At 48.5% G+C, this 14,092-nt stretch carries 10 protein-coding genes, 1 tRNA gene and 1 riboswitch; of the genes, 1 reads left to right on the top strand and 10 read right to left on the bottom strand.

What is annotated here, in order from left to right:
- Window positions 1–45 precede the first annotated feature (45 nt).
- The 5 genes from CLV60_RS11545 to CLV60_RS11525 all read right to left on the bottom strand — a co-directional run bounded on the left by CLV60_RS11545 (window position 46) and on the right by CLV60_RS11525 (window position 6,944).
- A tRNA-Pro gene (locus CLV60_RS11545) sits at window positions 46–119 on the bottom strand.
- A 125-nt stretch (window positions 120–244) separates the two neighbouring features.
- Complete coding sequence (locus CLV60_RS11540) at window positions 245–3,676, bottom strand: efflux RND transporter permease subunit (protein ID WP_106595555.1); 3,432 nt, start codon at window positions 3,674–3,676, stop codon at window positions 245–247.
- Window positions 3,677–3,790: 114 nt separating this feature from the next.
- On the bottom strand, window positions 3,791–4,921 hold the full coding sequence (locus tag CLV60_RS11535; RefSeq protein ID WP_106595554.1) for an efflux RND transporter periplasmic adaptor subunit: 1,131 nt from the start codon (window positions 4,919–4,921) through the stop codon (window positions 3,791–3,793).
- Window positions 4,922–4,966: 45 nt separating this feature from the next.
- A complete protein-coding gene (locus tag CLV60_RS11530; RefSeq protein ID WP_229210927.1) occupies window positions 4,967–6,328 on the bottom strand; it encodes a TolC family protein in 1,362 nt (453 codons plus the stop codon).
- On the bottom strand, window positions 6,303–6,944 hold the full coding sequence (locus CLV60_RS11525) for a TetR/AcrR family transcriptional regulator (RefSeq protein ID WP_229210926.1): 642 nt from the start codon (window positions 6,942–6,944) through the stop codon (window positions 6,303–6,305). The genes CLV60_RS11530 and CLV60_RS11525 overlap by 26 nt, the downstream gene beginning before the upstream one ends.
- A 550-nt stretch (window positions 6,945–7,494) precedes the next feature.
- On the opposite strand from CLV60_RS11525, the gene CLV60_RS11520 reads away from it, so the two are divergent.
- Entirely contained in the window at window positions 7,495–8,988 is a 1,494-nt protein-coding gene (locus CLV60_RS11520; protein ID WP_106595551.1) for a type III PLP-dependent enzyme domain-containing protein, read from the top strand.
- A gap of 241 nt (window positions 8,989–9,229) precedes the next feature.
- Here the strand turns inward: CLV60_RS11520 and CLV60_RS11515 are convergent, their stop codons facing one another.
- From CLV60_RS11515 to CLV60_RS11495, 5 genes are all read right to left on the bottom strand, one after another.
- Entirely contained in the window at window positions 9,230–9,754 is a 525-nt protein-coding gene (locus CLV60_RS11515) for a D-glycero-alpha-D-manno-heptose-1,7-bisphosphate 7-phosphatase (protein WP_106595550.1), read from the bottom strand.
- 2 nt (window positions 9,755–9,756) lie between these two features.
- Window positions 9,757–10,785, bottom strand: coding sequence for a uroporphyrinogen decarboxylase (gene hemE / locus CLV60_RS11510; protein ID WP_106595549.1), 1,029 nt, complete (start codon window positions 10,783–10,785; stop codon window positions 9,757–9,759).
- Between the two features lie 27 nt (window positions 10,786–10,812).
- The gene (locus CLV60_RS11505) at window positions 10,813–13,260 is read right to left on the bottom strand and encodes a TonB-dependent receptor (RefSeq protein ID WP_106595548.1); all 2,448 of its coding nucleotides are present in this window, start codon (window positions 13,258–13,260) and stop codon (window positions 10,813–10,815) included.
- A 67-nt stretch (window positions 13,261–13,327) separates the two neighbouring features.
- Window positions 13,328–13,424, bottom strand: a riboswitch (TPP riboswitch).
- A gap of 44 nt (window positions 13,425–13,468) precedes the next feature.
- Window positions 13,469–13,771, bottom strand: a complete 303-nt coding sequence (locus CLV60_RS35010) for a type II toxin-antitoxin system RelE/ParE family toxin (protein WP_106595547.1) — start codon at window positions 13,769–13,771, stop codon at window positions 13,469–13,471.
- A 9-nt stretch (window positions 13,772–13,780) separates the two neighbouring features.
- A complete protein-coding gene (locus CLV60_RS11495; RefSeq protein ID WP_106595546.1) occupies window positions 13,781–14,089 on the bottom strand; it encodes an addiction module protein in 309 nt (102 codons plus the stop codon).
- Window positions 14,090–14,092 lie beyond the last annotated feature (3 nt).

The following is a 14,092-nucleotide window of genomic DNA, read 5'->3' as shown; positions in this document are numbered from 1 at the left end:
AAAAAGCCACCTACAATTTTCATCGTAAGTGGCTGATAATCAATGTCGGGATGACAAGATTCGAACTTGCGACCCCTAGCACCCCATGCTAGTGCGCTACCGGGCTGCGCTACATCCCGAACTTTCAAGAATGCCTTACGGCCGTTCTTTGGGGTTGCAAATCTAAGAATGTTTTGGATTATTGTTCATTTCAGGTTGAAAAAAATTGAAACAACCTGAAATGAACAATCCATGTGCCGGGAGTCTAGATCGATTCGTTCTGCCAGTCCGGATTTACGACATCGACCTTGCCTTTCCGGAACCATTTGTCGCGGATGCGCTCGTTGACGTAATACATACATGGTACCATGATGAGCGTCAGCAGGGTAGAGAATGTCAGACCGAAAATGATCGTCCAGGCGAGGATGTTCCAGAACACCGAGCTTGGCCCGCCGACGATCAAATGGGGTTCGAGATCGCGGAAGAGGCCCACGAAGTCGACTGTGATACCCAATGCAAGCGGTACCAGACCCAGTACGGCCGCGGAGGCTGTAAGCAACACGGGTGTCAGACGGATCGCGCCACCTTCAATAATAGCCTCGCGCATCGGGTACCCGCGCCCACGGAGCTCTTCGATGAACTCGATGAGTAGAATACCGTTTTTCACCACAATACCAGCCAATGCGATGATACCTACACCGGACATGATGATTGAGAAATCTTTGTTGAAGATCACAAAGCCCAGCAATACACCAATGAGCGAAAGCACGATGGTAAAGAAGATAATAAATGGCTTGATGACCGAGTTGAACTGTGTGGCCAGGATCAGATAAATCAGCATGATCGCCGCACCGAACGCAGTTCCAAGGAATGCCATAGATTCGGCCTGCTCTTCCTGCTCGCCACCCATTTTGATAATATAGCCATTTGGTACCTCCATTTCCTGGATCAGTGTTTGGATCTGCGCTACAATTTCGTTGGCATTGTAGCCCGGCAGCACATCGGAGCCCAGGGTGACGATACGACGCTGGTCCTGACGGTTAATCTGGCTGAAAGTCGTCGAATAATGAATATTGGCAACGGAAGTGATCGGTACCTGGCGCAGTGCACCACCCATATTCATGTCGCGGTACACGACATTGAGGCTCAATAGCTTCTCAATTTGCTCGCGATCGTCTTTTTCCAATCGGACCATGATCGGATATTCGTCCTTGTCATCACGGAATTTCGAAACTTCCAGACCGAACAAGGCCGTACGAACTGCCAGTGCGATCTGCTGCGAGCTGATGCCTTCACGTTGTGCCTTCTCGCGATCGATGTCAATGACGATTTCGGGCTTGTTGGTAACGAGGTCGGAGCGGAGCTGATCAATCCCTTCAATACCCGAATCCTGCACTTTTTTCAGAACGTCTTTTTCCAGTTTTTGAAGTACTTCAAATTCATCGCCGGAAATTTCGATGGAAATAGGTTTACCTGTTGGCGGGCCTACTGCTTCACGTTCTACGGAGATTTCGGCACCTGGTATACCGGATACGGCGTCGCGGATTTTGCGAAGTATAGCCTCCGACGACCTTCCACCACGTTCGGTACCGTATACGAATGCTACGGTCACCTTCGACTTGTGCGGCGTGGCAGAACGGTCTGGGTTGTATGGGTCACCCGCGTTTTTGCCGACGTTGGCAATTACCGAATTGACCATATCCATGGCTTTTTCCTTCTCCAAAACATCAAAAACACGTTTTTCAATGATCTTGGTGACGGAGTCGGTCACGCGGGCGTCGGTTCCGATCGGAAGTTTGTTGTAAACATATACGTAGTCGGGATCTCCGCTTGGGAAGAACAGTACCTTAGGCTGAGCAATCCCGGTAATGATAAACGTGGCGATCAGCAGGAAGAACACACCCACAATGGCAACCACCGGACGCCATCCTCTGAGCAGCCAGTCGATCAGTTTGCGGTAGCCGTTTTTCAATGCAGGCAACAAGTGATCCTGGAAGGGAACCAGAATGCGCGGCGTCAGAATATAGTGGTTGAAAATCCAGAGTATCAATATAAATACAAAGAAATTACCCACACCGCGGTCGATCAGATAACCTATCAGAGCGGCTACCACCAGGATGATCACCGGCCGGCGGATCGCTTTGAAACTCGTATCGTGCGCTTCTTTTTCATCTTCATGGCGGCCCATGAACGACACGGCAAATACCGGGTTCATTACATAAGCCACAAAAAGCGAGGCGCCAAGCGTAATAATGAGCGTTAGCGGCATGAATTTCATGAATTCCCCGACTATACCCGTCCAGAAAAGAAGCGGGAAGAATGGCGCGATGGTGGTGAGGGTACCGGAAAGTACGGGAATGAATACCTCGCCGGCCGCCGCTTTCACTGCCTGCTGGATCGTCCAGTCCTTGTGCATGTTGAACAAGCGGTGCGTGTTTTCGATCACCACAATGGCGTCATCCACCACGAGACCAATACCCAGCAGGAATGCGAAGAGCACGATGGTGTTCAAAGTAAACTCGGTGCCTACCATCGGGCCGATGATCGGCATTAATACAAATGCTACCAAGGCAGATAGCGGTACCGAAAGCCCCACGAAGATCGCGTCGCGCACACCCATGAAGAACATCAGTACAAGTACCACGAAAATAAAGCCGAGTACAACGGTATTGATCAGGTCATGCAGGTCGGCACGGGTCTGGATCGACTGGTCGGCCGTAATTTTAATATCCAGACCAGCCGGAAAACGATTTTCTTTATAATCGGCGATTACATTTTCAATTTTGTCGGCCGCATCGACCAGGTTCTCTCCCGAACGTTTGATCACGTTCAGGGTAATTACCGATTTGTTGGCCAGACGGGCGAAATCCTGCTGCTCTTCAAAGCCATCGGCCACTTCGGCAATGTCGCCCAGACGGACCGTAGCGCCCGTGGATGTGCGTATGCGGATGTTCGCCATGTCGTCTACGTTCGTGTACTCGCCTTTTACGCGAAGGGTGCGGCGCACGCCCTGTACGTTGAGCTCACCACCCGAAACGTTGATGTTTTCACTCTGGATCGCCGTTTGAACGTCATAGAATGTCAAACCCGTCGATTTCATGCGGTCGAGGTTCACATTGATCTGGATTTCGCGGTTCAAAGCGCCGAGGATATCCACGCGGGTAATTTCAGGCAATGCTTCGATTCCGTCTTGCAGGTCTTCTGCGTATTCTTTCAGTTGTTTCAAAGAATAGTTACCCGCAATGTTGACGTTCATGATCGGAAACTCCGAGAAGTTCACGTCCTGGGCTGTCGGGCCAGAGTCGAGGTTTTGGGGCAAGTCGGTTTTGGCCTTATCCACCGCATCCCTTACCCTTTGCAAGGCGACTTCCACGGCCACGTCCGGCGTAAATTCCACGAGGATTACCGAAACGTCCTGCAATGCATTGGATTTGATCTTCTTGACCCCGTTGAGGGATTTGAGCTGCTTCTCGATCGGCTTGTTGATCGTGTTTTCGATATCGGCCGGTGCCGTCCCGAAATACACCGTATTAATGTAGATCTGCGGGATCTTGATATCCGGGAACTGCTCTTTCGGCAGGTTATTGTATACCATGAACCCCGCCAGCGTGATGATGAACGTAAAGATGTAGATCGTCGTCCTGTTCTCTACGCACCAGTTGGTGAAGCCTAAGGTTTTATATTCGCTAAATTTCATAGGACTAATTTTGAATGACTGAATGAGTGAATGAGTGAATTGTTCATTTTCTGACAATTCTTGACAACTCCTGACTATAAACTGGCCTTTGACGGCCGTCACTCTTATTCATATTTAGTAGCTGATCGGCTGACCGTCGGACACTTCCTGGTAGCCGAGGGTAATCAGTTGGTCTCCTGCCGAAAGCCCTGAAAGGATCTCGACTTTGCCATTGTAGCTCAGGCCGGTCTTTACTTCTTTCGCTTTGGCTACCTTTTTGTTGCCTTCGGTCACGGCTACATACACTACATTTCCTTTCTCCGTGCTCTGGACGTAGTTCTGGTCGATTGCCAGTGCGTTTTTGCTGGTGGCGTCGTTGATCTGCACCTGTGCCATCATATTAGGCTTGATGGCGCGGTCGGAAGGCAGGTTGGCCTCAATGGTAAATGTTCTGGACAATGGATCCACCGCGGTGCTTACGAATGAAATTCTCGCTTTGAATTCCTTTTTCAGATCAGGAAATTTGACGATCACTTCGTCGCCCTTTTTCACGCTGGCGGCATACACGTCGGATACTTTCGCCAAAACTTTCAGGTTGCCCAAATTCACTACGCGTACTACGCCTACGCCCGGGGAAGCCATTTCACCTACTTTTACATTCACGAGGTCCACCACACCTGCCATCGGCGAGATGATATTGGCTTGGGAAAGCTGGGTGTTCAGCGTAACCAGTTTCTTTTCCAGCGACTCCTTGTTGTTTTTCGCTTGCAGGTATTGCAGCTCGGTGCCGATTTTCTGGTCCCAGAGGTTTTTCTGTTTATCATAAAGCGTATTGGCGAGGCTGAGCGAAGTTTTTAGTTCTTCAATGGATTCGGTCAGAATGCTGTTGTCGATCTTCCCGATCACGCTTCCGGCCTTCACCGCATCGCCTTCCCGGACGTACATCGCCACGACGGCACCGCCTGTTTTAGGCGTAACCAGCACGTTGTTTTTCGCATCGACGGTCCCTTGCAGCTCTACATAATGCTTGAAGGTCTCGGCGTTCAATGTGGCGATCGACACCGGTTTTACTTTGGCCTCCGTGGCTTTCTTGGGATCCAGTTTGCCGATTTCGATTTCGAGCGCCTTGATTTTCTTTTCGTTCTCGACCTGCTGGGCTTTCAGTTGGGCGAGTTCTTCTTTTTTGCCTTCCAAACCTTCTTTCTTGGCGGAGCAGGCGGCCAGGATGGTCGCAATAGCGGTTATAATCAGAATATTGCTTTTCATGGTATTGGTAAGTAGCTGTTTCAATTTTGTTCAGTGTTAATGGTATTATTCGGAATAAAGCTCGCCTTTGGCTTTGCTGAGATCCACTTTGGCGATCATCAGGTCGTACAATGCGGTGAAGTAGTTCGTCTGTGCTTCTTTCAAAGAAGATTCCGCATTGACCACCTCGATGTTCGAACCAACGCCTTCTTTGTATTTGATTTTCGTGACCCGCACAATCTCTTCGGCGAGGGTCAGGTTCCGTTTCTGGGTTTCAAGGGTGGCAAATGCATTCTTGATATTGATGCTAGCCTGGTTGTTTTCGAGATCGATCGACTGTTTCAGCAGGTTTTGGTTGTTCTTAACCTTGTCGATCGCGATCTTTTTCTGAGCGATCTGGTATTTTTTGGTGAAGCCGTCGAAGATCGGAATGTTCAGATTTACAGCCAGTACCATGTTGTTGAACCACGGATTATTGAATAGCTGGGAAAATTTGTCCATACCGGCATTGTATCCGTAACCCAGAGACGCCGACAAGCTCGGCAAATAGCCGGAGCGGACATTGCGCAGGTCGAGCATGGCCAGCTTTTCCTGCGTGTTCAATAAGGAATACTCGATTCTTTTCTCATAGCTCACATCCAGGCTCTCCGATTCCGACCGGAGCTCGGCCACGTTTACCGCATTAATATCATCAGTGAGCTTGATAGGCTCGTTTGCCGGCATTCCCATCTGGAAGCGGAGCAATGCATAACTCAGCTCGATCAGGTTCTGCACCTTCTGACGCTCGGTTTGCAGGTTGTTGATCTGCACCTCCAACCGGTTTACATCGAGCAGCTCCACAAAACCGCTGGCATTCATCGCCTTCGTCTCGCGCATGGATGAGTCCACGCGGGCGATGTTCAGATCGAGCAGCTTGGCGCGTTCTTCCGCCACCTGGGCCGAGTAGTATGCCTTCGTTACCGCTTCGGCAACTGTTACCTTCGAAGAAGTGGTGCTTTTTTGAGCCAATTCACGATAAGTCGCAGCTGCTTTCAGCCCGATAAAATAGGAGCCGTTGAAAATCAGCTGGTTCAGGTTGGCAGAAGCAGAGCCTTGCCAGGGGATACCAAACTTCACAGCACTCGGTGGTGCGTCGTCTGGTGCCGATGGATCGAAGGTCTTCGCCGGCAAAAAGAACCTTGGGATAATAATGTTGTTCGTTAGCGAAACAGCCCCGGTTACTTGCGGCAATCCGGCTGCACGGATTTCGCCAATGCGCGCTTCGGCCGATACGGCGTCGAGTTGCGCATTCTTGACATTCAGATTGTGCTTGATCGCGTAATCAACGGCTTCTTTTAACGAGTAGCCGGTTTGTGCATGAAGTGGTACAAAATAGATCAGTGCCGCGAGCAGCATCAAAGTGCTACGTATTGTTCTGGCATTTTTCATGGATATTGAGTTCAGTTGCTGGTTTATCTTTTATGGTGTTGTAGTATTCAAAGCCTTTTTCCGAAAGTATCCCCCTTAAAAAGTGCCCGAGAAACTGGGTTTGTACGTGCATGATATTGAATTTCTTGGCGGGATAAACGGTGGGGTCGAAAGCAAGCACGATCTGCTCCACACGCAGCAAGGAAAGAACCTCCACGTCGATGTCAGGCCGGTATAGCCCCATTTCGATTCCTTTGAGGAGATTTTCCCGCATGTTTTTGATAATGAACTCGTGTTTGTAGTTCTGAAACAGCTCCCAGGCATTGGGATAATACTTTTTGAGATCATACAAAAGCGTGGGGTTCATGTCGGCGAGCGTTTCCTGCATTTGCACCGTGGCGTACATCGCTTCCTCGATCGGGTTTTCAGCAAGCTCTTCCAGCTTCTCCATTTCGCATTTCTGCGTCCGGATCTCCTCCTGTATCACCAGGGCGAGAATGGCTTCCTTGTCGGAGTAATGCTGGTAAATGGTACGCTTCGAAATCCCCAGGTCACGGGCAATGTCGTCCATCGTGACGCTACGGATGCCGTAACGCCAGAAAAGGTTCAGTGCCGATTTGATAATTCGCTCTTTCACAGCGACAAATTTGAAATTTTCGAATGACAAAAACTAAGAAAACTCTCAGAATGTTTAAAGTTTTCTGCCAGTAAGTAGTCGATTATCGGCAAAGAAGGCACAAATCGGGTTGTAAATTGCCCTTATGCGCTGAATATTAGCTGTTTTGGCGGAATTTCGGTCGTTTGCAGAGCGCGGCCGTTTTGAGAGAGATCATAGGAATGGTTTTTAGCTGTTGAGAAATGTATAAATTTTAAATAGGATTATATTTAGAATAAATAGTCTGATGCAAAATACTGTGAATGAGTCGGGAGCAGAAATTATGGATAGGATTTTCAAATTTCCGGCCTGAAAATAGGGAGGGGAGCGCCGGTTCGTCAATTAAAAAATTATTAAGCGGGGATTTTCAGGTATGAACTTGGCAAATAGAGCGATAAATTGCTTTCGAATGGGAATGATTTGACGGTGATCCGTGTTTGGAAATGACACATATTCTGCCCAATTTTCGGGTCATTTTCGTTCCTATTTTTTAACACCCAATTCACTAATTGCCATCGCGACAAACAAATCAATGAAAAGCTACATTGACCTGATTCAGCAGACGTTCGAGTTTCCGACCATGGAGTTCAACGTTGATAATAATGAATTGCTGTTCAACAATGTACCTCTGATGGATATCATCAAGGAACATGGTACGCCGTTAAAGATCAATTATCTGCCCAAGATCGGAGAACACATCGAGAATGCCAATATGTTCTTCCGCAATGCCTTCAAAAGACATAACTACAAAGGTACTTATACCTATTGCTACTGCACGAAATCGTCGCACTTCAGCTTCGTGCTGGAAGAGGCTTTGAAGCATAACATCCATATCGAGACGTCTTCCGCTTTCGATATTCCCATTATCCGGGAGCTTTACCGCCGTGGCAAGGTGAATAAGAGCACGTACATTCTGGCGAACGGCTACAAGCTGCCTCGCTACACGCAATACCTGAGCGAGCTGATCAACGAAGGGTTCAATGTGGTACCGATCCTGGATAACCTCAAAGAAATCGAATCGTATGAGCAACAGGTGACGGCCGATTCGGTGCATTTCGGAATGCGTATTGCGACGGACGAGGAACCGAATTTTGCATTCTATACCTCGCGTCTGGGTATCCGTTATAATGATGTTCAGCAGCTCTACAAGGAGAAGATTGAGCCGAATCCTCGTTTCAAGCTTAAAATGCTGCACTTCTTCATTAATACCGGCATTAAGGACAGTGCCTATTATTGGAGTGAACTCACCCGCTTCATGTTCAAGTACTGCGAAATGAAGAAAATCTGCCCTGATCTCGATTCAATCGACATCGGTGGCGGCCTTCCGATCCAGACCTCGCTGCAATCGAACTATGATTACCAGCAGATGATCGACGAGATTATCGAGAACATCCAGTGGATCTGCAACAAGAATAACGTCCCTGTTCCGCACATTTTCACGGAGTTCGGAAGTTACACGGTAGGAGAGAGCGGCGCGGTGATTTATGAAATCATCGACAAAAAGCTCCAAAACGATAAAGAGCTCTGGTACATGATCAACGGATCGTTCATTACCCAGCTTCCGGATTCGTGGGGTATGAACCAGAAGTACATCATGCTGCCGATCAATAACTGGGATAATCCTTACCAAAAGGTCAACCTCGGTGGACTGACGTGCGACTCGCAGGATTTCTATAACTCAGAAATGCACAGCGCCGATTTGTACATGCCGATTTTTGAAGATAACGAACCACAATACATCGGCTTCTTCCACACGGGCGCCTACCAGGAATCACTCGGTGGCTACGGCGGCATTCAGCATTGCCTGATCCCGGCGCCGAAGCACGTACTGATCGACCGCGATGAGGAAGGTCGTTTGACGACCCGCGTTTTTGCTGAGGAGCAAAACAGCGACTCGATGTTGAGAGTTTTAGGTTTCAGGGAAGAGCCGTTCGGGCCGCAGGATCGTGCTGCGCAAGACCGCCAGCCTCAGAAGGATGCCAAAACGGTGGAACCCGAAGAAGAATTGGCAGAAACAAAAATCTGATACCGTATATAAAGTTCTTTGAATGAGTTCGTTATTAGTTAGGCTAAAACGCTCATTCAAAGAACTTAATTTTATATTTTTGTAGTGACAAAATCTTATACGAACTGGAAAATGAAAAAGATCTTACTTCTCCTGGCTGTTTGCGGAACATTGGCGGTAGCGTCATCTTGCACCAAGCATGCCTGCCCTGCCTACGGATCAGTACAGAAAACCCAGCCTGCGCCGGTAGTAAAAGCTTAATTTACTGCTTCAATATCAGCCTGGCAGCTTCCAGCAAATTCACAGCGGCATAATCTCCCGTCGATTCTTCTGCATTCGGGATGATGTGAACCGTTTTTAAACCCACATTCTTTCCTGCTTCCATATCCCGGTCCCGGTCGCCGATCATCCACGATTGAGCGGGATCGATATCGTATTTGGCCATGGCTTTCTCGATCAGCAATGAACCAGGCTTACGCGACAATGAGTTGCCGGAGTAAGATGGGTGATAAGGTGAGAAATACAGGTCGTCCAGTGCATTATCCGAGGCGTTTTGCATGGCCTCGTGAATGGCATACACATTATCCGCAGTATATAGTCCTTTCGCAATGCCGGCCTGGTTGGTAATGACAATCAGCAGATAACCAGCCTCTTTCAATATTTGCAATGCTTCGGCGACCCCTTCGGGTATGACGAGTTCTTCCAGTTTGTATAAATAATCCGGGCAATCCTCATTCAGTACTCCATCGCGGTCGAGGAATACGCATTTATTTTGGTGCAAAGCCATATTTATAGGGAAGAATACTCTTTAACCGCCTCGATGAAGCAACGGACTTTGTCGGGATCGGTGTCGGGGTACACGCCGTGGCCGAGGTTGGCAATATACCGTTGTGTACCAAACTGATTTACCATTTTCTTCACTTCCGCACGGATCTGGTCATACGAAGAGTACAGTACGCATGGGTCCAGGTTTCCCTGCAATGTCTTGCTCGGGATCAGTTCGCGCGATTCGGTGATATCCATATTCCAGTCGAGGCCAACCACCGAGCAGCTCAGCTCCCCGATTTCCTTTCTGGCGAAGAATGCGCCCTTGGCAAACACAGTTACAGGTACCTCGGTAATCGCATCGCAGATCTGCTTGATATAGGGCAACGAGAACTCGCGGTATTGCTCAGGCGACAGGATACCTGCCCAGGAGTCGAAAAGTTGTACAATATCGGCACCGGCTGCGATCTGCGCTTTCAGGTAAGCGATCGTGCTATCGGTGATTTGCTGTAATAATGTATGAGAAAACTCGGGATCGGCGTATAAATGCTTTTTCGCAACCGAGAAGGTTTTGGAGCCTTTGCCCTCCGTCATGTAGCAGAAGATCGTGAAAGGCGCGCCCGCGAAACCGATCAGCGGAACGCGTCCTGCGAGGCCTTCTTTCGTGATTTTAATAGCGTCCAGCACATATTTGAGATCCGTTTCCGGCTCGGCGATGTGCAGTTTTTGCAGGTCGGCCAAAGTGTGTACCGTGCTCGGGAACACCGGTCCGCGCTGCTCTACCATTTCGTAAGGCAAGCCCATTGCCTCGGGAATGACGAGAATATCGGAAAATATAATGGCAGCATCCACGCCCAGCAAGTCCACAGGTTGCAGGGTCACTTCTGCTGCCATTTCAGGTGTAGTGGCCAAATTGATAAAACTTCCGGCCTTCTCGCGAACGGCCCGGTATTCTGCAAGGATGCGTCCGGCCTGGCGCATCATCCAAACAGGCGTACGTTCGGTTTTCTCCCCCCGTGCCGCCCGAAGCAAAAGGTCATTTTTCAGATTCATGCGGCAAAGGTAGGGAGAAAGTGGTTATCAAAACCTGAAATTCACCCCGATCAGGAAATTTCGCCCCGCTTGCGGAAAATAGAAATTTTCCTGCGTAAGCGCACCGCCGGCAATATAACCGTAGGTATAACCATTCGACTCGTACTTCTCGTTCAGCACATTGTTTACGAGCAGATTAAATGCGATTTCATTCGCCCAGGACGGCTTGATGGTCCATGACAAACGAATATCGTTGGTGAGGTAAGCGTCGAGTTTGCGGGTTTCAGTTGAGGTGTTGTCCAGATATTGTTTGCCTACATATTTGGTCAGTAATGCCAGTTCCAGGTTTTTGCGGAGCGAATAGGTAAACTGGCTTCCGACGATCACATTCGGTGAGAATGAAATATCCGATTTGCCGTGATCAACCATTTTGTATCCGCCATTATCGTAGTCGACAATGTATTCCGTGAAGTTTTTGATCTTGTTCTGGCTGAAAGTCGCATTGGCGTTCCATTTCAAAAAGCGGTTGAATGCCACAGCGCCTTCCAGTTCAATACCGGTACGGTAGCTCTTAGGCACATTCACACGTATGGAGCCGCCCACGTCGTTGATCTGGCCGGTGAGTACGAGCTGATTCTTATAGCTCATCAGATAGTAATTCGCGGCAAATGCCCATTTGCCTTGCTGCGTTCGGAAACCGGCTTCGACGTTCTGCAAACGCTCGCTTTTCGGAAAGAGGTTGGCGGTTGAAGATGTGAAGTCGTCGCGGTTCGGTTCGCGGTTACCGATGCTGTATGAGGCATAAACCGAGCTTTGTTCTGCCAATTGATAAGTAAGACCTGCCTTTGGATTAAAGAATGAATACGATTGGTCAAATGCTAGCTGAACCAGATCATTGTCTGTACCATGAATGGCGTGGCTTACCCGGCGGTATTGCAAGTCGGCAAACGCGGTGAGTTGATCTGTGAATGCATAATAAACCTTTCCATACAGGTTGAAATCCTTCTTTTTACCCGTGCTGAAATAGTATTGATGCTCATTTTCAATGTTTCCAGCATTACGTGCCCATATGATCTGACCGTAATGGTCGCCATCATATTGGTTCCAGCCTCCGCCGAAGCTTGCAGTAAGCTTTTTGAAATTGTTGTAATCGAAGGAAAATGTACTTCCGTAAAAGTAATTGTCCAGCCAGCGGCGACGGATGAAGTCGGTGCTGGTGAGCGTGTCTTTACCGACAATTACATTAGGCAAATTGTATTTGCTGTAATCGTCGCCGGAACGGTATTGCTCATAATAACCCAGCCCGCGAACGAGGAAGGCATTGAGGTTGAATGTCAGTTTATTACTCAGGTTATGGGACGAAACGATCTGGTAATGGTCCTGGCGATAGTTATCCACCTCATTTTTATAAGTGTAGGAATTATAAGTCCGGTTATCGGAATTGAGGAGGTTTGCAGCGTCTTTTTCACCTAAATAATTTCGGTCGATGTAAGCCAATATACCTTCACGATCGCCGCGCAGCTTAGCTTCCGGCACACCGTTCCAGGATTGGTAGGTACGCTCTTTTCCGGAAAACACATTCACCCGCACAAAGCTTTTCTTACCAAAATACCCACCTGAGAGGTAGTAGGAATGCAGTTCCGACGAAGCCCGGTCCACAAAACCATCCGAAGACACCCGCGACAGCCGAGCGTCGAAAGTAAACTTGTCCTTAATCAGGCCCGAGCCTACTTTCAAGGTGTTTTTAAACGTATTGAACGAACCATAAGAGTTATTCAGCTCTGCATAGGCCGTTTCGCGAAATGCATTGGTATTGATATTCACGGAAGCACCAAATGCGCCGGCGCCATTGGTGGACGTTCCCACGCCGCGCTGGATCTGAATGCTGCTCACGGATGACGCAAAGTCCGGCATATTCACCCAGAAAACGCCCTGGCTTTCAGCATCATTATAAGGAATTCCGTTTACAGTTACGTTAATGCGGGTAGCGTCGGAGCCGCGTATGCGTATGCCCGTGTAACCCACGCCGCCGCCCGCGTCGCTCGTGCTCACGAGGGAAGGCGAAAAGTTGAGCAGCACGGGCAAGTCCTGTCCCATATTCTGCTTGTCGATCTGTGCGGCGGTCACGTTGGTATAGGCCATACCCGTTTTATCGTTCACGCGGGTGGCGTTGATAATCACTTCGTCGGCCTGGTAAGTACTTTTTTGGAGCTTGATTTCCAGCTGATTTGAGGTGCCGGTGGCGATTTTAGTAGTTTGATAACCAATGTAGGAAATGTCAAGGGCATCGATATTTTCGGAAATGTTCTTCAAAACAAAATGACCATCCTTGTCGGTACTCGCGCCGCGGATTTCACCGGCTTTAATGGTCGCGCCGGGGAGCGGCTTACCGTCTTCGGCGTCGGTCACACGGCCGGAAATACTTTTTTGTGCAAAAGTGAGGACTGAGGTGGTGCTGAGCAGCAGGGCCAGCAGATAGGTAGTAATTTTTCGCATTGCGATCAATAATTACAACAGGCAGGGGCCACCTATCAGAAAGTTCTATAAAATATTAACAGAAAATAGCCGGTCCGGCTTTCTCTCCCTACGCCGGCATTACCCGGATCAGGTTAAATGGGTATGATCTCAGCCCGTTCGGTAGGGCACCCCTTGAGATTATGCTGCAAAATTAAGGGTTGACGCGGGATCTTTCAAGTGAAAAGATTTATTGTTTCCGTGCCTGCATTTTATCAGGATCCTGGCTTGTGTGCCAGACACCCAATACGACAACAGCCCGTTGCTGCTCGTTAATGTTGAAGTGAATCATGAAGGGAAAGTACCTAAGTAACGCCGTTCGTGTTTTTCTGTAACGAACTGCATAGAGATAAGGATTTTCACCGATCAAGACAAGTTTACTTCTGATAGCGTGTGTGAATCGCCTGCCCAAGCCTGGTTGCTGTCTGTCATACCAACTCGCAGCGTTCCTAACGTCCTTCCTGGCGCGACTCAGGAAAACAGTTTTGTACATTCAAGATTATCAATACAAGTCTTTTTCAATGTCTTTTAAAACCTCCTCTGAATCAAATACCTCTTCAAGCCCATTTTCGTAGGCTTCGATTCTTTCTGCCAATAAGTGTTTGTGCCATTCCGGTATTTCAGGCCATTTTTTCTCATCGGTGTCCTGGGATTTAGCCTTGAGTAGGTTCCATTCTGAGATTGGTATAAGAAAGCTTTTTGGGATACTTCGGCACCCTGATAAATATCGAAGTTTCATGATTGCCAACTGGATAGTTTTGCTTCTGCTTTGAACAAATATAGCGAAAGTTGGGCAACCGTTTAAATCCATTTT

This window comes from Dyadobacter jiangsuensis (assembly GCF_003014695.1).
GTDB lineage: Bacteria > Bacteroidota > Bacteroidia > Cytophagales > Spirosomataceae > Dyadobacter > Dyadobacter jiangsuensis.
Note: the sequence above shows the minus strand (reverse complement) of the source record. Positions and strands in the feature narration are given on the sequence as shown.